This window comes from Pseudacidovorax sp. 1753, from assembly GCF_040544975.1.
GTDB lineage: Bacteria > Pseudomonadota > Gammaproteobacteria > Burkholderiales > Burkholderiaceae_C > Xenophilus.
On the sequence record NZ_JBEPKY010000012.1, the window covers coordinates 162,943 to 180,992 of the forward strand.

Below are 18,050 nucleotides of genomic sequence, written 5' to 3' on the forward strand. Positions count from 1 at the left end.
GAGAACCCCCATGAAGCTCTACCACGAAGTCCGCGGCTGCTCGCTCGCGGTCGACATCGTCGCGCGTGAACTGCAGCTGCCCCTCACCCTCGAATGGGTGGACATGAAGACCAAGCGGCTGGAGGACGGCCGCGACTACTTCAGCGTCAACTCCAAGGGCACCGTGCCGACGCTGGAGATGCCCGACGGCCAGCACCTGAGCGAGGGCTGCATCGTGATGCAGTACCTGGCCGACCAGTGCCCTGGCAACACGCTGCTGCCCTCCTCGGGACTGCCGCGCTACCGCGTGCTGGAGTGGATGAGCTTCATCGCGGCCGACCTGCACAAGGGCGGCTTCATGCCGCTGTTCAAGGCCGTCACGCCGCCCGAATACAAGGCCATCGCGCGCGGCATCGTGCAGGCCAAGCTCCAGTGGGTGGACGCGCAGCTGGCCGGCCGCCCCTTCCTGACCGGCGAGCACTTCACCATCGCCGACGCGCACTGCTACACGATCGCGATGTGGACCCGCGCCCATGCCATCGACACGCAGGGCTGGCCCCATCTGGAGGCCTACCTGGCGCGCTGTGGCGCCCGCCCCAGCGTGCGTGCCGCCGAGGCAGCGGCCGCTGCGCAGGGCGTGCGCGAGCGCGAACGGGCCGCCGCAACCGCCGCCGCGCCGACGCACTGACCGCCTTTCCCACTCCCCGCAAGGAACGACCATGCCGTTGTCGCGACGTCTTCTGATCACCTCCGGCCTCGCAGCCCTGGCGCCGGCACTGGCCTGCGCCCAGCCGACCGCCTACCCTTCCGCACCCGTGCACCTGGTGGTGGCCTTTCCCCCCGGCGGCGGCACCGACGGCGCAGCCCGGCTCATTGCCGAGAAGTTGGCGCCCGAGCTGGGCCAGTCCATCGTGATCGACAACCGCGCCGGCGCCGGCGGCACCATCGGCGCGCAGTCGGTGGCCCGCGCCAAGCCCGATGGCCAGACGCTGTTCTTCGGTACCGGCGCCGAGCTGCTGATCAACCCGGTCACGCGCAAGACCGCGCCCTACGACCTGCTCAAGGACTTCGTGCCGGTCACCGAGGTGGGCATCGTGACCTTCGTGCTGGCCGTGCCCGCGGGCTCGCCGGTGCAGAACGTGCAGGAACTGATTGCCAGGGCCAAGGCGCAGCCCGGCAAGCTCAATTACTCGTCCTTCGGCATGGGCTCGACCAACCACCTGATCGGCGAGCTGTTCCTGAACGCCACCGGCACGCGCGCCACGCATGTGCCCTTCCAGGGCAGCCAGCAGGCGATGTCCTCGCTGCTGGCCGGCGACGTGGACTTCACCTTCGACACCACCGCCGTCGTGCTGCCGCAGATCAAGGCCGGCAAGCTGCGCGCCCTGGCCACGCCCTCGCCCAAGCGCCTGCCCGGCCTGCCCGAGGTGCCCACGCTGCAGGAGCTGGGCTACGACGGCCTGGCCGCCGAGGGCTGGATGGGCGTGTTCGCCCCCGCGGGCACACCGCCCGCCATCGTCAAGACGCTGGGCACGGCGCTGGACAAGGTCATCCGCACGCCCGACATGGAGGCCAAGCTCGGCGCCCGTGGCGTGGTCGTCACGGCGGCCGACGGCGCGCAGTTCCGCGCCAAGCTGCAGGCCGAGCTGGACAAATGGCGCCGCGTGGCCCGCGAGGCCAACGTGTCGCTGGACTGAGACCTGCACCGATTGCCACGCCGACCGGAACCCGCCATGCCCCTTCTCGATGCCACCCGCCGTCGCGCCGGCGTGCTCCTCGCACTGGCAGCCGCCAGCCTCTTCGCCGGCACGGCTGCAGGGGCCGATGCCTGGCCCTCGCGCCCCATCACGCTCATCGTCTCCTTCGAGCCGGGCGGCTCCACCGACATCTCGGCCCGCGCCGTGGCGCAGGCACTGGCGGTGGAGCTCAAGCAGCCGGTCGTGGTCGAGAACCGCACGGGTGCGGGCGGGCGCATCGGCACCAAGGCCGCGGCGCTCGCGCGGCCCGACGGCTACACCCTGCTGTGGGGCAGCGGCAGCAGCCTGACGGCCGCGCCCGTGCTGTATCCCGACCAGGGCCATGTGGCAACGCTGGTGCCCGTGAGCCTGGGCGCGACCCAGTCCTTCGTCTTCGTCACCAACCCCACGCTGGGCGTGCGCACGGTGCAGGAATTCGTCGCGCTGGCCAAGCGCCAGCCGGGCCAGCTCAATTTCGCGTCGGCGGGCATGGGCTCCAGCAACCACCTGCTGGGCGAGATCTTCCTGGCCGCCACCGGCGCGCCCGTGGTGCACGTGCCCTACAAGGGTGCCGTGATGGCCAAGGACGCCGTGATCCGTGGTGAGGCCCAGCTGATGGACGAAGTGACCTCACCGCTGATCGGCGCGCTGCGCGCCGGTCAGCTGGTTCCGCTGTTCATGACCGGCGAGCGGCGCGACCCGGCTTTCCCCGACATTCCCACCGCCGCCGAGGCCGGCCTGCCCGAGATGACCATCCAGGGCTTCTTCGGTCTGCTGGCGCCCGCCGGCACGTCGCCGGAGATCGTGGCCCGCCTCAACGAGGCCATGCGCGCCGCCCTGGTCTCCGAGCCGGTGGCCAAGGCCTTCGGCAATCTGGGCTTCACCACCGCCTACAGCACGCCCGAGCAGATGGCCACCCGCATCGCCGACGGCCGCGCCACCTATGCGCGCATCGTCAAGGCGCGGCAGATCCGCGTCGACTGACGCCCAACCCTTACCGCCCCCTCCCATGCCTTCATCTCACACACCCTTCGTCCCGCAGCGCCGCCAGGCCCTGGCGCTGCTTGCCACGCTCGCCGCGACGGGCACCGGCCTGGCACGCGCCACCACCCTGGCCGATCGGCCGATCAACCTGGTGGTGCCCTTCGCCGCGGGCGGCGGCACCGACACCGTGGCACGGCTCATCGGCCAGAAGCTGCAGGCCGCACTGGGCGGCACGGTCGTCATCGATAACCGGCCGGGCGCCAACGGCCTGATCGCGGCGCGCGCCGTGGCCCAGGCACCGGCCGACGGCCACACGCTGATGTTCGGCAGCAACTCCACCCATGTGATTGCCGCGCTGGCGTCCAAACAGTCCGTGGTGCCGGGCAAGACCATGCAGGAGGCCTTCACCATCGTCAGCGTGATGGCCAACGCCCCGCTCGTGCTCGCGGTGCGGGCCGACAGCCCGGCCAAGGACCTGCCCGGCTTCCTGCAAAGGGCAAAGGCGAACAAGCTCAGCTACGGCAGCTTCGGCGCCGGCTCGTCGGCCCATGTCATGGGCGAGGTGCTGGCCGAGTCGGCCGGCATCGAGCTGCTGCATGTGCCCTACAAGGGCTCCTCGCCGGCCATCACCGACCTGATTGGCGGCCAGGTGGATGCGGTCTTTCTGACCGTGGCTGCGGTCGAAGCGATGGTCACGGCCGGCTCCGTGCGGCCGCTGGCGGTGACCGGCCTGCGCCGCGTGCGTTCGCTGCCGGCCGTACCCACTTTCGAAGAGCTGGGCGTGCGCGACATGGGCAATGCCGGCTGGTTCGCGGTCTTCGCGCCGTCCGGAACGTCCGCGACCGTGGTGAACACGCTGGCCACGACGCTGCAGGCCATCGCTGCCGACACCGAAGTGCAGGCCCGCATGGTGGCCCTGGGGCTGGAGCCTGTGGTGAGCACGCCCGCGCAGGCGCTGGAGACCTGGCGCCGCTCGCTGGCCGCCGCGGCGCCCATCGTCAGGAAGGCGAACATCGTCTTCTGAGCGTCGCCCGCCGGTCCTGAACTGCGCCCGCTTCCCGGCAAGACGAACCGCAATGTCGAGCGGTCGGCTACAGATGTCCGTCCGCCGACAACCGCACGCTGATCATGTGGGCCGTGCGCTGCACGAGTTCGGCGATGGCCGCGGCATCGAAGAGCGCCAGCCGCGCATCGCTGCCCAGTGCCGTGACACTGGCCACCACCAGCCGCCCGCGCCCGAAGATGGGCGCCGACACGCCCGTCTTGCCCGCATTGAGTTCGCCCGAGGTGCGGCAGTAGCCCTCGCGGCGGATGCGCTGCGCCTCCTCGTAGAAGGCCTCCCAGGGCGGCGTGTCCGGCGACTCGCTCGCCAGCTCCTGGTGCAGCCGCCGCAGCCGCGCCGCCGGCAGGAAGGCCACCAGCGCCTTGGCGCTGGCGCCGCGCGGCACGGGCACCGGCCGGCCACGGCCGTAGCGCAGGTGCGGCAGCGGGTCGTTGAATTCGGTGTGCACCGTGATGATGGAGTGGCCGTAGAGCTTGGACAGGAAGACGTCCAGCCCCGTCTGCTCGGCCAGCTCGCGCATGGGCGGTGCAGCGGCGCGGATCACGGGATCGGACTCGCGGATGCAGCGGTCCAGTTCGATGATGCGCGGCCCCAGCGTGATGCTGCGGTCCAGCCGCACCAGCAGCCCCACCTTCGACAGCTCCTGGATGTAGCGGTAAGCCGTGCTCTTGGGCACGCCCAGGCGGGTGGCGATCTCCTCGACGGTGAGCGAGGGGGTGTCGGTGGAGAACAAGCCCAGGGTGCCGAGCAGACGAGACAGGCTGGATTCGCTGGCCGCACGAGCGTTGGCAGCGTCCGCGCCTGCATCGCCGCCAGCATCGGCCGGTAAGCCGGCGCCCGCGACACCCCGGTCTGGCGCATCGAGCGCGCGAACCGTGGGATCCGCTTCTTCCTGCAGCGCCTTGCGCCGACCTTTCTGCGCCATCGAATCGACTTTCCTTGAACACCACCTGAGCGCGCGATGGTAGCCAAGGCAGAACGCTTCACATCTAGACCACCAGGTGGCGCTCGATGGCGGCGCGCCCGAGGGCTGTCATCTCACCGGAAAGCACTGCCTGACCGTGATCCAACACGAGTACATCGTCTGCGACCATCTCGACGAAACTCAGATTCTGTTCGACGACGACGAAGCTGCGACCCGTCGCCTTCAGGCCATTCACGAGGCGGGCCATGCGGTCGATGTTTTCCGGCTGGACGCCCTCGGTCGGCTCATCCAGCATGGACAGCGCTGCGCGCAGACCGAGCGTGCGAGCAAACGAGAGCAACTTGCGCTCCCCGCCGCTCAGCAGCCCGGCCCGCTGCCTCAAGCGCTCCGTCAGACGCGGAAACTCGCTCAGCACCGCCTGGTAGCGCGTGGCGTCCTGATCGGGCAGATGCAGCCACAGGTTCTCGGCCACGCTCAGTTCGCCAAACACCACGTTCTCCTGCGGTGCGTAGGCGATCCCGAGCCCCAACCGGGACCTGCTGGACAGCGGCGACATCCATCTGGCCATCGGCTTTCTCCCAGAGCTCAAGAGCTCGGGCCATACCCAACTGCTGACGGATCGCTACGTCGTCCTGATCCGCGCCGGGCATCCGATCACACAACTGCTCAAGCGCAATGCGCTTTCCCTGAAGAGGTTGCAGACGCTGGACCTGATCGCCGTGCGCTCCCACACGCAGACCGTCGAGATGTTGCGCGCAGCGAATCTTGACAAGCAGATCAAGCTGACGACCTCCACTTTTCTTGCGCTGCCGGACCTGGTCAGAACGACGGATCTGGCAGTCCTGATGCCGCAGGTCATCGCCCGCGAGTTCACGCCGGCCAGACATCTGCTGCTGATGGACACGGATCTACCTGCGAACGAGTTCACCGTGTCAGTTCACTGGAGCCGAAGGCAGGAGCACACACCCCTGATCCGGTGGGCGCGGGATCTCGTCATCCGCTTGTTCCGGTCAACATAGCCGCATCGAGCGAATACTGCGCAGTGCTGGGCGGGTGAGCCGAAGTCAGCTTTGCGGGTGCCATGCTGGCACACGAACCGCGGCTTCAACCCGCCAGCAACGGCGTGTTCGAGCGCATAAGCACGCCGGGCACTGGCGAGCATGTCTGTCGGTCCAGCATTCCGGGAGGCGGGCTTGGATCGTCCCTGACTATTTCCGCCGCACTGCTAGGCATCCTCACAGACGAAGCGTTGCACAAGGGGCCCTACACAGCATTCCCGTTGCAGGCGTGGGACGCCCAAACCCTGTGCCTGTCCTATGCGGAGCTCCCTGCGATGCAATCGCAGTCGGTGTCGAGCGGCCCTTGCGCGCCTTCGACGTTGTTTCGGGGGCGCGGCTCGCCGAATCGCTGACGAGCCAGGTTTGCGGGCATTTACAGGCGGCTCGGGCTTTTGTCCTCCAGCCGCCTCGTTCGATGACATGGACGACGATATCCCGTTCTAGGCTCACCGCCGACAGGTGCTTGGCCCAGCGGGACTTCGCTCACAAGCGGACGGTCCCACAGTGGCGCGACGCCACCAGACTTGCACAGCAGGCGCGGTGGTCAGTAGCTGTCGATCGCCAGCGCCGAGACACTCTCTGCGCCGTCGACGATGCTGTCTCGCAGGCCAGGCGCCTTGGTGAGGATGTGTTCGGCGTAGAAGCGCGCCGTGGCCACCTTGGCCTGCATGAAGGCCGCGTCCTGCGCCTGGGCCTCGGGCGTCAGCGCCACCAGCAGCGAGCGGCCCAGTTGCCAGCCAGCCACCAGGTTGCCGGCCAGCATCAGGTAGGGCACGCTGCCCGCGTACACCGCATTCGGGTCGCCCTTGGCCTGGCCGGCGATGAAGTCCACCACGTCCAGGTAGGCCTCGCGCGCGGCCTTCAGGCGCTGCGCCACGGCTTTCGCGTCGTCGCTGGGGCTGGCCAGCAGTTCGGCCTCGGTCTTCTCCACCTGCGCCGCGATGGCGCGCGCAGCCTGGCCGCCGTCACGCGCGGTCTTGCGGCCCACCAGGTCGTTGGCCTGGATGGCGGTCGTGCCTTCGTAGATGGTCAGGATCTTGGCGTCGCGGTAGTACTGGGCGGCGCCGGTCTCCTCGATGAAGCCCATGCCACCGTGCACCTGCACGCCCAAGCTGGTCACCTCCAGGCTCATCTCGGTGCTGTAGCCCTTGACCAGCGGCACCAGAAATTCGTAGAAGGCCTGGTTCTGCTTGCGCACGTCGGCGTCTTCATGATGGTGGGCCGCGTCGTAGGCCGCGGCGGCCACGGTGGCCATAGCGCGGCAGCCCTCGGTGTAGGCCCTCATGGTCATCAGCATGCGGCGCACATCGGGGTGATGGATGATCGGCGCGCTCTTCGTCATCGAACCGTCGACCGGCCGGCTCTGCACCCGCTCGCGCGCATAGGCCACCGCGTGCTGGTAGGCCCGCTCGGCCACGGCGATGCCCTGCACGCCCACGGCATAGCGGGCGGCGTTCATCATGATGAACATGTACTCCAGGCCGCGGTTCTCCTCACCGACCAGGTAGCCGATGGCACCGCCGTGGTCGCCGTACTGCAGCACGGCGGTGGGGCTGGCCTTGATGCCCAGCTTGTGCTCGATGCTGACGCAATGAACGTCGTTGCGCGCGCCCAGCGAGCCATCGTCATTGACCATGAACTTCGGCACCACGAACAGGCTGATGCCCTTGACGCCCTCGGGCGCGCCGCTCACGCGGGCCAGCACCAGGTGGACGATGTTCGGCGCCATGTCGTGCTCGCCGTAGGTGATGTAGATCTTGGTGCCGAAGACCTTGTAGCTGCCGTCGGGCTGCGGCTCGGCGCGGGTGCGCACCAGCGCCAAGTCGCTGCCTGCCTGCGGCTCCGTCAGATTCATGGTGCCGGTCCATTCGCCGCTGACCAGCTTCTCCAGGTACGTCGCCTTCAGTTGATCCGAGCCAGCCGTCAGCAATGCTTCGATGGCGCCATCGGTCAGCAGCGGGCACAGCGCGAAGCTGAGGTTGGCGCTGTTGACCATCTCGCCGCAGGCCGCGCCGATGGTCTTGGGCAGGCCCTGGCCGCCGAAGTCGACGGGATGCTGCAGGCCCTGCCAGCCGCCTTCGGCGTACTGGCGGAAGGCGTCCTTGAAGCCGGGCGTGGTGCGCACGGCACCGTCCTTGAAGGACGAGGGGTCGCGGTCGCCCGCCACGTTCAGCGGCGCGATCACGTCCTGCGTCAGCTTGGCGCATTCCTCCAGCACGGCGGCGGCGGTGTCCAGGCCGGCATCCTCGAAGCCGGGCAGCCTGGCGATCTCGTCGATTTGCGCCAGATGCTGGATGTCGAACAGCATGTCATTCAGCGGGGCGGTGTAGCTCATATCAGCGAATGGGTTGGTATGCCTGCGCCGCAGGCGTGAACGCGGCTGGCACGGCGCCGTATGCGCCGCGCCGCCCGAGGCAGTGATCGAGGGTGTCGACCCTCGGCTATTCCGGGTGCTCTTGCTGCTCCAGCTGCCGCTCCATCTTCTCGTGCGCATCGACGAGTCGCGCCAGCAGCTTCATGAAGACCTCCCGGTCTTCCGGGGGCAGCGGTTCGATCAGCAGTTCCTGCGATCGAAGAATGCTCTCCTGCAGATCGTTGATGAGCTTCAAGCCCTCCGCGGTGATGACGGACAGCCTGGAACGGCGGTCCTCGGGGTTCACGCGCGTCTCGACAAGTCCCTTGTCCGCCAGGCGCTTGAGCACCTCGGCCGTCGTCGTACGGTCCAGCGAGAGCTCCCGACCGATGGCCTTCTGATCCAGCCAAGGGTTCATCGATAGTGCCGTGAGCATGCCCACCTGGAGAGGCGTGATGCTCTCGGATTTGCACAGATCGAAGAACAGTGCTTGGCCAATCTGGGTGAGTCGGCGAATCAGGAAGCCAGGGCGACGCCACATCACCTCGCGCAGCGGATTGAAGGGCTGGGCACCCTGCCGCTTCACCGGCGCTGCCGACCCACCCTTCTTCTCTTTGGCCACGGAGGAACGCTTCGTCATGTCGAGATCGCCAATACTTACTCCATCGAGTGTATCGACTGCCTCATTGGCCAAAGCACGATGCAAGCGTTCCAACGCCGCTGCCGACGCTAGAGGAATTCAACCTCAAGATGCTCGCCCAGCAAACGGTAGAACGAATCTTCGTCGTCCCAGGGGATCATGTGCCCGGCGCCGTGCACTACGCACTGCGTCAAGCCCGGCGCCAGCACCTTGATCTCTGCCAGGTCGTCCGGGAGCACTGTGCCGCCCTTCCCCGCCGCCATCAGTAATCCGGGTGTCCTGAGGCTGGCCAGATCGCTATGGATGTCGTCGTCGTGGAAGCCGGCATGCGCCTGGGCAATCGCCTCCTCGCTGCACGTGTGCAGCCATTCGGCCCGCAGTTGCAGCTGTTCGTCGGTCCAAGTGGGCGCGTAGGGGCGCAGTTCCTCGGCCGAGATACCCTGTGCAGCCAGCCGGATGGAATTCACGTACCACGACAGCGGCACCGGATAGGGGCGGCGACCCGGGCCGGAGACTGGGGGATCGATCAGCAGCAGCCGATCGATGCGCCGAGCGTCTCGCGTGGCCGCGCGGATCGCGACGCGGGCGCCCATGGAGTGCCCGAGCAGCGTCACAGGAGCCCAACCCTGCAGCGCCATCAGCTCGACCACATCGCTTGCCATGGCGTCGAGACTCGCGTCCATGCCGGGCCCGCTGAACGACAGGCCCCGCCCCCGGAAGTCCAGGACGTGGACGTCGAAGTGGCGAGCCAGCCGCTCGGCGACGAAGCCCCAGGTGATCGCGGGACTGGTGATGCCCGGAAGCAGCAGCATGCAGGGACCCTGCCCGCCATAGCGCAGCAGGTGCAGGCGAACCCCGTTGGCACGGACTTGGTACCCATGAAGAAAGTGGCTCAATGCAGTTCCTCGGTTGTCCGCTCAGCAGCCCCGATCAGCCCGTGGCACGTCGGAGCTTGGGTCGACAGAAGTGGGCGCCGTCTTCTCTCAGGCGTGGCGACACATGACGGGGAAAGTCTCATGAGCGCGGCCCCGCTCCGAACCAGCTGCGAATCCGGTCCCACAGCACGCTCCACATCATCCCGGCCATGGACACGGTGGGGGGTGTTCCCTCAATCGGACCCGCTTGCCCGCTTAGCCGGCGCGAGATCTGGTGGCCAAAGTCGGCCACCATGCGGCGCACGAAATCCTTCACGAGGCCCGAGCGCGAGAATTGCGCGAGCGGGCCCTGCAGCGCGTAGATCATGTCCACGTGGACCCGGGTGCTGTCGGCGGACAGCGCCTCGAGCCGATAGGTGATGTCGCCCTGGGTGCGCGACTTGCTCAGGCTGTCCTGGCCTGCGCCCCTCAGGACGGCGCGCTTGGCGGCGTCATCGCGCTCCAGCCGCGCCGCGCCGGCGAACGCGGCGGACATCGGGCCGAACTTGATCGCGATGGTGCCCTTGACCCGGTCCCCCTCATGCGAGTCGACAGTCGCCCCGGGCAGGCATGACGCCACCGCAGGAAGGTCGCCCATGAACTCCCACACCCTCTCGAGCGGATGGGGCACGTCGAAGAAGACCTCGATCGCGTTGCCCTTCGCCTTGGCCTTGGCCATCGCCACGGGATCGACTTCCGCCATGTCGGCCGCGCCGGCCGGGTTGGCCGTGGCGCCCTTGCCCGGCGCGGGCGCCGACGGATCGGCAGCCACCACAGCGGCAGCACGCTGAACTGCCACTGTCCGCGGCGCCGTCAATCGGTGGCGCAGCCGCTCGAACTGCGCGTCGGGCGTGTCGCGCTGCTGCTGCAGCACATCCAGGATGGCATCCACGATGCCTTGGTAGCCCGTGCATCGGCACAAGTTACCGGACAGCTCCAGACGCACGCGCGCCTCGTCGGCATCCGGCAGCCGAAGCACGATGTCCCGCGCCGTGGCCAGCATCCCGGGCGTGCAGAAGCCGCACTGCAGCGCATGGTGTCGCGTGAACGCCTGCCGCAGCAACTGCATCGCGGCGTCCCCGTCGTAGCCCTCGATGGTGGTGACTTCATGACCTTCGCACGCCACGGCGAAGGTGATGCAGGAGCGCGTGGGCTGGCCATCCACAAGCACCGTGCAGGCGCCGCATACGCCATGTTCGCAGCCGAGGTGCGTGCCGGTGAGGCGGAGCTCATCGCGCAGGAAGTCGGCCAGATGCGTCCTGGGCTCGGCCGCCCGGCTGACGCTTCGACCGTTGACGTGAATGCTGATCGGGTCCAAGTGCTTCTACTCCGCGGGTTGTGTGCCGGCCAGGACGCCGGACTGCTCGAGTGCGCGCTCCACGCATGCGGTGAAGAGCTTCTGGTCGATGGCGTCGCGATCGGGTAGCGCAGCGCGCACGGCTGCCCGCAACGACTCGCGATCAGCGGCACTGGCGCCTCGACGCTGGATCTCGGCCGCGAGGGCATGCAAGAGGATTGGAGGACCATCCGCGGCCCCCAGGACGATCCGCGCACGCTGCAGCGAAGCGTCGACGTAGACCGCCGCGCTCGCTTCCGCGAACTCGCCCGGCTTTCGACAGACCTTGTGGTAGCCCCAGTGCGTCGCAGCGGTCTGCGCCGGCACCGCGACGGAGACGATCAGTTCATCGGGCTCGAGCACAGTCGTATAGGCGCCGAGCATGAACGCATCGACCTCGACCGTGCGTTCGCCTCGCGGCGATCGGGCCACCATCCGCGCGCCGAGTGCCGCCAGCACCACCACCCAATCGGCCGCCGGATCGGCATGCGCCAGGCTTCCGCCCAGGGTGCCTCGCGTGCGGATTGCGCGGTAGGCAATGCCGGCGGCCACCTGGCGCATGGGGTGCTCGGCCAGAGGGGTGTGTATGCCGTCCTCGATCTCCGCATGGGTGACGGCGGCGCCGATCTCGATCCAGCCAGCCTTGCGGCTGACCGTGCGCAAGCTGGCGATCTGGGCGACATCGACCACCTGCGCCGGCCGCGCCAGCCGCAGATTGAGCATGGGGCCGAGGGATTGGCTGCCGCCCATGGCCTTTGCCGTGCCCGCGCCCGCCACCAGTGCCGAGATCGCGTCGTCGATCGAGAGAACGCGCGTGTACGCAAACTTCGGTGCCTTCATTGCGTGTCCTCCTTCTCGCGCTTGGTGTTCTCGAGTGCCGCGAGCAATCGGCGTGGCGTCAGCGGCGTCATGAGCACCTCTGCAGCACCGGAGCCGCGCAGGGCGTCATTCACCGCATTGAAGATCACCGCGGGCGGTGCAATCGCCCCTCCTTCCCCCACGCCCTTGGCGCCGAACTCCGTGTGCGGCGACGGGGTTTCGAAATGGTCGATGCGAATGCGCGGCACCTCGGTCGCGCCGGGAAGGATGTAGTCCGCCAGCGTGGACGCCAGAGGCTGACCCTGTTCGTCGTACGGGCTCTCTTCGTACATCGCAGTGCCGATGCCTTGCGCAATGCCACCAATGGTCTGACCCTCCACGATCATCGGATTGACCATGGTTCCGCAGTCCTCGACGACCACGTAGTCGAGGATCTCGACCTCGCCCGTCTCGGTATCGACAGCCACCACCACGGCATGTGTGGCATACGTGAAAGTGCCAGTGTCGACGGCAGGCTTGTACGCGCGTGACACCTCCAGGCCGCCCAGATGGACGTCGGCGGGCAAGTCCTGCGGCGTCAGGTACCACGCGCCACCGACCTGCGACAGTGGAATCGACTTGTCGCCTGACACTGCGCGTCCTTCGATCAATGCAACGGTCTGCGCATCTACCCCCATGAGGTAGCCGGCGATCGACTGGATGCGCGGCAGGAGCTCCTTGCAGGCGACCGAGATGGCACCGCCCGACATGACGGTGGCGCGCGACGCGTAGGTACCCGAGGAGAACGGCGTGAGCGCGGTGTCGCCATGCACCACCCGGATCCTTCCGACCGGAATGCCAAGAACGTCATTGGCAATCTGCGCGAAGCTGGTCTCCATGCCCTGGCCATGCGAGTGCACGCCCACGCGAACCTCAAGGCCGCCGTCCGCCGTCATCCTGACGACCGCCTGGTCGAAGCCGGGCACCACGGGCAGGCCCCAGTTGGCGAACACCGTCGTGCCATGCGCCGATTGCTCGGTGTATGTGGCGGTGCCAAAACCAATGAGGCGTCCGTCCGGCTCACCACGCGCCTGGCGCTCGCGAACGGCCTTCAGGCCGATCATCTCGACCGCGCGGCGCAGGCTTGCCGGAAAGTCGCCGCTGTCGAAGTGCTTGTTGGCCACGTTGACGTAGGGCATGGCTGAGGCCGGCACCAGGTTCTCCAGCCGGACCTCCCAGGGCTCACGGCCCACCTCTCGGGCCACGGCATCCATGAGAAGTTCGATCGCGAAGCACACGCCCGTGCGCGCCACCCCACGGTAGGCCATGAACCCGGGCTTGTTGGTCGCCACGCACACGGTTTCACACCGGTAGCCCCGGAAGCTGTACGGACCGGGCAGGTTTCCGATCGCCTGGCCAGGCTCCAGTCCGACGAAGAACGGATAGTAGGAATAGGCACCGCCATCAATGGTGATGACCGCGTCGAGGGCCAGCAGCTTGCCCGTGCGGTCCGCATAGGCCGTGAGCTGGTAGTGATGCTGCCGCGTGTTGGCGCCGACGATCAGGTGCTCACGCCGATCCTCGAGGTAGCGAAATGGCGTGCGGTAGGTCTTGGCCAGCCAGGCGACACAGAGGTCTTCGGGATAGAGCTGCCCCTTGTAGCCGAAAGCACCGCCGACGTCGGGCGACACGACGCGCACCGCCTCCTCGTTCATCCCAAGGTGCTGAGCGATGCCGACGCGAAGCAGATGCGGGACCTGGGTGGCACTGACGACGACCAGCTGATCGGTCTGGAAATCCCAGTAGGCCAGGACCGACTTGCCTTCCAATGGAACGATGCACTGGCGCGACAGCTCGACCGTGCGGCTGACCTTTACCTCGGCCTGGGCGGCAAGGGCGTCGAAGTCGCGGTCAGCACGCAGCGTGAGAAAGACGTTGTCCTTCCACTCGGGATGCATGAACTCGCCCGTGGCCGCGAGGGCTGACTCGGCGCTGTAGTACACGGGCAATTCTTCGTACGAGACGTCCACCTCTTCAAGCAGGTCTTCCGCGATGGCACGCGTCGGAGCGACCGCCATGGCCACGGCCTCCCCAACGTGACGGACCTTGCCCGACGCCAGCGGTGGCAGCGCCGAGTACTGATACGTGGGCACCGAAGACGGCGATCCGATGTCCGCCGCATCCAACATCATGTCCCGCACGAACACCTTTCCCGCCAGAGCGTCGGGAATGTCGACAGCAGTGACCATCGCATGCGCCAGAGGGCTACGCAGGAACGCGACCTCCTGAAGGCCTGGCAGCACGAAATCGCCCACGAAGTTGCCCTTGCCCACCAAGTGGCGCGCATCTTCCTTTCGAGGAACCCGGGCGCCGATGCCCTCGCGCTTCAAGAGCCTCGCCGGAATGTCTGCTCGGTCCATGCAATTCCTTTTCCTTGAGTTGTTTGCTGGTGCCGGACTCCGTCGAGTCTGCCCGCCACCGGTCAAGCCCAGGCGATCGACATGCGAGAGCAAGCCTCTTCGCCATACCGCTCAGAACCCAACACTGGCTTACCCAGCACCGTCACTATATGACAGTTCACTGATCACTAGTATAGGAGCAATCCGGGATGGAGAGAGTTTGCTTCCGTCAATGCAAACCCTAAGGGTTATGCGGCCTTGATTTGGTGCATTTCACTGGTGACAACGCCCATATTTGGGGTTTTCACTGATCATTCGGGGCCTACTCTGGTGCAGTTTCCGTCAGTGCAAATCCGCACTTGAAGTCAACCGCGAATCTCAATAATATGACAGTTCACTGACTACTTTTGAGAGATCCGGAAGCCACCGGATGAAGCCATGAACTGGATCAAAGTCGCTTCGGCGCGAGAGCTGCAAAACGATGAAGCGAAGACCGTCAATGTCGCGGGCCACGGCGTCGCGCTCTTTCGTATAGACGACGAGTTCTTCGCCACGGACAGCATGTGCACGCATGCCACCGCGCTGCTGGCGGAGGGTTACATCGAGGAGGGTTGTGTCGAATGCCCGCTGCATCAGGGGCGTTTCGACATTCGCACTGGCAAGGCGATGTGCGCGCCGGTCACCGTCGACTTGCGCACGCATGCCGTCAGGCAGGATGGCGATGACATCTACGTGATGTCGCCGGATCAGAAATGACCGCGCCTGGCGTTGTCATCGTGGGTGCCGGGCAGGCTGCGGCAGTGGCTGCGCACGCGCTGCGCGAACACGGCTACCGCGGTCGCATCACGATGCTCGGGCGGGAGCCCCACAAGCCGTACGAGCGTCCCCCGTTGTCCAAAGCCGTGCTGGTGGCGTCCGAGGAGCCGAGCCTCGATGTCTTCGCCCAGGATGTCTGGGCAAGGGGCGACATCGATGTGCAGAGCAGCAGCGAGGCGATCGCCCTCGATCTCTCCGGCCGGTCGGTTCGCCTTGCCGACGGCCAGGTGCTCCCGTACGACATGTGCCTGCTTGCCACAGGCGGTGAAGCCCGCACGCTGGCCTGTGCCCCGGTGGGCAGACCGCACGTGCACTACGTGCGCACGCTCGACGATGCGCGACGACTTCGCGCCGCCCTCCAGGGCCAGCCACAGGTCGCGATCCTCGGTGGCGGCTTTCTCGGCCTCGAGATCGCCAATTCCGCGTTGGCGACCGGTGCGGCTGTGACGGTGATCGAACGCGCGCCATCCCTGCTCGATCGATTCCTTCCGCCGGAAGCGTCGGCCTGGCTCGAATCCGGTCTGCGGCAGGCAGGCGCGCAGCTCCTGCTCGGCGCCGCCCTCGAACGCATCGACATCCTGCCCCTGGGCCGCATGCGCCTGTCGACGCATGCCGGCGCGCTGGAGGCGGACGAGGTCGTCGTCGCCATCGGCCTCTCGCCCAGCGACGCCCTGGCGCGCGATGCCGGCCTGGATGTCGCCGAAGGCGGCGGCGTCCTCGTCGACGCGCAGTGCCGCACCAGCGACAAGCACGTGTTCGCGTGCGGCGACTGCACCAGCCAACAACGCCCTGGGTACGACTCGCCCATGCGCCTGGAATCCTGGCAGAACGCCAATGAGCAGGCACGCGCCGCAGCTGCCGCCATGGTCGGTGCGACCGGGCCAGCACCGGCGGTGCCGTGGTTCTGGACCGACCAGGGCCGGCACAACATCCAGATGCTGGGTCTGCCCGCCCCTGGTCTGGAGTACGTGCGCCGGGGCGATCCAGCCACCGGCAAGGTGCTGTGGATCGGCCACCGCGGCGGCGTTCCGTTGCACGGCGTGGCGATCAACGCAGGCGCCGATCTCCGCGCCATCCGGCCCCTCTTCGAGCAGGGGAAGCCGGTGCGGCTCGACGAATTCCAGCGGGACGCTGCCGATCTGCGCGCATGGGCCAAGCAGATGCGCGCCGGCACACCGTCCACCGTTCACCCCCCCCTCACAGCCTAAGGAGCATTCATGTATCAATCGCAGGCGGTCATCGGCATCACCAATGCCCGGAAGAACCCGCCCCTGGAGCAGTGCGTCTGGCCCGCGGACGCACTCAACAACATTCCGGACTGGGTCTACACCAGCCAGGCCATCTACGACCAGGAGATCGAGCGCATCTTCCGGGGCGATACCTGGAACTTCGTTGCGCTGGAAGCCGAGATACCGAACCCTGGCGACTTCAAGCGGGGCTATGTCGGTGCCACGGCAGTGGTGATCGTTCGCGCGGAAGACAACACGATCTCCGTGTTCGAGAACCGCTGCGCCCACCGCGGCGCCGAGTTCTGTCGCGCCAGCCAGGGCAACGCCAAAGAGTTCGTCTGCCCCTACCACCAGTGGTCTTACGACCTCAAGGGCAACCTGCAGGGTGTTCCGTTCAAGCGCGGCATCAATAAGGTCGGCGGCATGCCGCCCGACTTCAAGAACGCTGAGCACGGCACCCGGCAGCTCCGCGTGGCCACGCGCAACGGCGTGGTGTTCGCGACCTACTCCGACAAGACGCCGCCGCTTGAGGAGTACATGACCAAGGAGATCGTCGAGGAGTTCGACGTTCCGTTCTCGGGCAGGAAGCTCAAGATCCTGGGGTACTGCCGCAACGAGCTTCCGTGCAACTGGAAGATGTACCACGAGAACCTCAAGGATCCGTACCACGCCACGCTGCTGCATTCGTTCCTCGTGGTGTTCGGCCTTCTGGTGCCTGGCATCAAGTCGATCGTCTTTGCCGACAAGGAGCATGGCCGCCACGGCTACATGGCCTCTTCCAAGCCCGACCAGGTCTATGCCACGGTCGCCGCCGACGACAAGGCGGAAATGCGCTCGTTCAGCGACAACCTCCGGCTGCGCGACGAGCGCTTCCTGGACTACGTGCGCGAGTTCGACTCGCCCTGGTCCGCCAACATGATGACCATGTGGCCGAACCTGATCGTTCAGCGCCAGATGAACACGATGGGGGTGCGCCAGATCATTCCGAACGGCCCGAACAGCATGGTGATGCAGTGGACCATGTTCGGCTACGAAGACGACACGCCCGAAATGACACGGCATCGCCTTCGACAGGGGAACCTGATGGGCCCCTCCGGCTTCCTGGGCCTCGAAGACAACGAGGCATTGAAGTTCGTGCAGGAAGGCATCCGCAATTCGTCCACGGACAACAACGTCGTCAAGCTCGATGCGGGCCACCAGGGAACGGCGCGCAACCTGATTTCCGAGTCGTGCATCCGGTCGCTCTACGCGTACTACCGGGACGTCATGGGCATCCCCGTCGCGGAGATGGCAGCATGAGAGAGCGGCTCGCCTACACCAGATCCACGATCTCGCCGCGCCGGGCAGCCGACCTGCGCGCAGAGATCGACTCCTTTCATGTCGAGTACTGCGCCGCCCTCGATGCCAACGACATCGAGCGCTGGCCCGAGTTCTTCAGCAAGGACGCGACCTACCGGATCACCTCGCGCCAGAACGCGCTGCTGGGCATGCCCGTGGGCCTCATCTACTGCGAGGGCCTGGACATGATCACCGACCGCGCACTCGCCGTGGCGCACTCGCAGATGTTCGCCCCCCGGCACATCCTGCACGTGCTGGGAATCACGCGTGTGCTTGAGGAAACGGGCGACACGATCAGCGCGCAGACGCCCTTCATCCTGATGCAGACCCTGGTCGAGGGGCCTTCGACCGTCCATCTCTCAGGCATCTATCACGACCGCTTCGTGCGCGACGGAGAGCGGCTGCTCATCGCGAGCCGCGAGGTGGTGCACGACACAGAGATTCTGGACACGGCCCTGGCTTACCCGGCCTGAACGCATCAA

17 protein-coding genes are annotated in these 18,050 nt (G+C 67.0%); 9 read left to right on the forward strand and 8 right to left on the reverse strand.

Going from position 1 to position 18,050, the window contains the following annotated elements:
* Positions 1–10: 10 nt before the first annotated feature.
* The 4 genes from gstA to ABIC63_RS16755 are packed head-to-tail and all read left to right on the forward strand — an operon-like array spanning position 11 to position 3,723.
* On the forward strand, positions 11–667 hold the full coding sequence (gene gstA, locus ABIC63_RS16740) for a glutathione transferase GstA (RefSeq protein WP_354320578.1): 657 nt from the start codon (positions 11–13) through the stop codon (positions 665–667).
* 31 nt (positions 668–698) lie between these two features.
* On the forward strand, positions 699–1,676 hold the full coding sequence (locus ABIC63_RS16745) for a Bug family tripartite tricarboxylate transporter substrate binding protein (RefSeq protein ID WP_354320579.1): 978 nt from the start codon (positions 699–701) through the stop codon (positions 1,674–1,676).
* A gap of 36 nt (positions 1,677–1,712) precedes the next feature.
* Positions 1,713–2,699, forward strand: a complete 987-nt coding sequence (locus tag ABIC63_RS16750) for a Bug family tripartite tricarboxylate transporter substrate binding protein (RefSeq protein ID WP_354320580.1) — start codon at positions 1,713–1,715, stop codon at positions 2,697–2,699.
* Positions 2,700–2,724: 25 nt separating this feature from the next.
* The gene (locus tag ABIC63_RS16755; RefSeq protein ID WP_354320581.1) at positions 2,725–3,723 is read left to right on the forward strand and encodes a Bug family tripartite tricarboxylate transporter substrate binding protein; all 999 of its coding nucleotides are present in this window, start codon (positions 2,725–2,727) and stop codon (positions 3,721–3,723) included.
* A 67-nt stretch (positions 3,724–3,790) separates the two neighbouring features.
* Here the strand turns inward: ABIC63_RS16755 and ABIC63_RS16760 are convergent, their stop codons facing one another.
* Positions 3,791–4,687: an IclR family transcriptional regulator gene (locus tag ABIC63_RS16760; protein WP_354320582.1), complete on the reverse strand. Its 897-nt coding sequence runs from the start codon at positions 4,685–4,687 to the stop codon at positions 3,791–3,793.
* A 64-nt stretch (positions 4,688–4,751) separates the two neighbouring features.
* On the reverse strand, positions 4,752–5,243 hold the full coding sequence (locus ABIC63_RS16765) for an ATP-binding cassette domain-containing protein (protein WP_354320583.1): 492 nt from the start codon (positions 5,241–5,243) through the stop codon (positions 4,752–4,754).
* 10 nt (positions 5,244–5,253) lie between these two features.
* Here ABIC63_RS16765 and ABIC63_RS16770 point away from each other — a divergent pair, with 10 nt between their 5' ends.
* Entirely contained in the window at positions 5,254–5,706 is a 453-nt protein-coding gene (locus ABIC63_RS16770; RefSeq protein WP_354320637.1) for a LysR substrate-binding domain-containing protein, read from the forward strand.
* Positions 5,707–6,289: 583 nt separating this feature from the next.
* Here ABIC63_RS16770 and ABIC63_RS16775 read toward each other — a convergent pair.
* The 6 genes from ABIC63_RS16775 to ABIC63_RS16800 all read right to left on the reverse strand — a co-directional run bounded on the left by ABIC63_RS16775 (position 6,290) and on the right by ABIC63_RS16800 (position 14,206).
* A complete protein-coding gene (locus tag ABIC63_RS16775; RefSeq protein WP_354320584.1) occupies positions 6,290–8,080 on the reverse strand; it encodes an acyl-CoA dehydrogenase in 1,791 nt (596 codons plus the stop codon).
* A gap of 106 nt (positions 8,081–8,186) precedes the next feature.
* On the reverse strand, positions 8,187–8,738 hold the full coding sequence (locus ABIC63_RS16780) for a MarR family winged helix-turn-helix transcriptional regulator (protein ID WP_354320585.1): 552 nt from the start codon (positions 8,736–8,738) through the stop codon (positions 8,187–8,189).
* Positions 8,739–8,827: 89 nt separating this feature from the next.
* Complete coding sequence (locus ABIC63_RS16785) at positions 8,828–9,634, reverse strand: alpha/beta fold hydrolase (RefSeq protein WP_354320586.1); 807 nt, start codon at positions 9,632–9,634, stop codon at positions 8,828–8,830.
* Between the two features lie 118 nt (positions 9,635–9,752).
* Positions 9,753–10,970, reverse strand: a complete 1,218-nt coding sequence (locus ABIC63_RS16790) for a xanthine dehydrogenase family Fe-S subunit (protein ID WP_354320587.1) — start codon at positions 10,968–10,970, stop codon at positions 9,753–9,755.
* A gap of 6 nt (positions 10,971–10,976) precedes the next feature.
* Positions 10,977–11,828: an FAD binding domain-containing protein gene (locus ABIC63_RS16795; protein WP_354320588.1), complete on the reverse strand. Its 852-nt coding sequence runs from the start codon at positions 11,826–11,828 to the stop codon at positions 10,977–10,979.
* Positions 11,825–14,206, reverse strand: a complete 2,382-nt coding sequence (locus tag ABIC63_RS16800; RefSeq protein ID WP_354320589.1) for a xanthine dehydrogenase family protein molybdopterin-binding subunit — start codon at positions 14,204–14,206, stop codon at positions 11,825–11,827. The genes ABIC63_RS16795 and ABIC63_RS16800 overlap by 4 nt, the downstream gene beginning before the upstream one ends.
* A gap of 417 nt (positions 14,207–14,623) precedes the next feature.
* Here ABIC63_RS16800 and ABIC63_RS16805 point away from each other — a divergent pair, with 417 nt between their 5' ends.
* From ABIC63_RS16805 to ABIC63_RS16820, 4 genes are read left to right on the forward strand one after another with little or no spacing between them, the layout of a single operon-like run.
* On the forward strand, positions 14,624–14,941 hold the full coding sequence (locus ABIC63_RS16805) for a non-heme iron oxygenase ferredoxin subunit (protein WP_354320590.1): 318 nt from the start codon (positions 14,624–14,626) through the stop codon (positions 14,939–14,941).
* A complete protein-coding gene (locus ABIC63_RS16810) occupies positions 14,938–16,209 on the forward strand; it encodes an NAD(P)/FAD-dependent oxidoreductase (protein WP_354320591.1) in 1,272 nt (423 codons plus the stop codon). Before ABIC63_RS16805 ends, ABIC63_RS16810 begins: the two co-directional genes overlap by 4 nt.
* Before the next feature lie 9 nt (positions 16,210–16,218).
* A complete protein-coding gene (locus ABIC63_RS16815; protein ID WP_354320592.1) occupies positions 16,219–17,529 on the forward strand; it encodes an aromatic ring-hydroxylating oxygenase subunit alpha in 1,311 nt (436 codons plus the stop codon).
* Positions 17,526–18,041 carry an aromatic-ring-hydroxylating dioxygenase subunit beta gene (locus ABIC63_RS16820; protein ID WP_354320593.1) on the forward strand — a complete coding sequence of 172 codons (516 nt, stop codon included), beginning with the start codon at positions 17,526–17,528 and terminating at the stop codon, positions 18,039–18,041. Before ABIC63_RS16815 ends, ABIC63_RS16820 begins: the two co-directional genes overlap by 4 nt.
* The last annotated feature ends 9 nt before the right edge of the window (positions 18,042–18,050 follow it).

Coding starts and splice junctions, on each gene's coding strand:
- ABIC63_RS16800 (WP_354320589.1), bottom strand. CDS start 14,206: ATGGACCGAGCAGACATTCCGGCGAGGCTCTTGAAGCGCGAGGGCATC.
- ABIC63_RS16745 (WP_354320579.1), top strand. CDS start 699: ATGCCGTTGTCGCGACGTCTTCTGATCACCTCCGGCCTCGCAGCCCTG.
- ABIC63_RS16795 (WP_354320588.1), bottom strand. CDS start 11,828: ATGAAGGCACCGAAGTTTGCGTACACGCGCGTTCTCTCGATCGACGAC.
- ABIC63_RS16815 (WP_354320592.1), top strand. CDS start 16,219: ATGTATCAATCGCAGGCGGTCATCGGCATCACCAATGCCCGGAAGAAC.
- ABIC63_RS16765 (WP_354320583.1), bottom strand. CDS start 5,243: ATGTCGCCGCTGTCCAGCAGGTCCCGGTTGGGGCTCGGGATCGCCTAC.
- ABIC63_RS16760 (WP_354320582.1), bottom strand. CDS start 4,687: ATGGCGCAGAAAGGTCGGCGCAAGGCGCTGCAGGAAGAAGCGGATCCC.
- ABIC63_RS16780 (WP_354320585.1), bottom strand. CDS start 8,738: ATGACGAAGCGTTCCTCCGTGGCCAAAGAGAAGAAGGGTGGGTCGGCA.
- ABIC63_RS16755 (WP_354320581.1), top strand. CDS start 2,725: ATGCCTTCATCTCACACACCCTTCGTCCCGCAGCGCCGCCAGGCCCTG.
- gstA (WP_354320578.1), top strand. CDS start 11: ATGAAGCTCTACCACGAAGTCCGCGGCTGCTCGCTCGCGGTCGACATC.
- ABIC63_RS16750 (WP_354320580.1), top strand. CDS start 1,713: ATGCCCCTTCTCGATGCCACCCGCCGTCGCGCCGGCGTGCTCCTCGCA.
- ABIC63_RS16805 (WP_354320590.1), top strand. CDS start 14,624: ATGAACTGGATCAAAGTCGCTTCGGCGCGAGAGCTGCAAAACGATGAA.
- ABIC63_RS16820 (WP_354320593.1), top strand. CDS start 17,526: ATGAGAGAGCGGCTCGCCTACACCAGATCCACGATCTCGCCGCGCCGG.
- ABIC63_RS16810 (WP_354320591.1), top strand. CDS start 14,938: ATGACCGCGCCTGGCGTTGTCATCGTGGGTGCCGGGCAGGCTGCGGCA.
- ABIC63_RS16775 (WP_354320584.1), bottom strand. CDS start 8,080: ATGAGCTACACCGCCCCGCTGAATGACATGCTGTTCGACATCCAGCAT.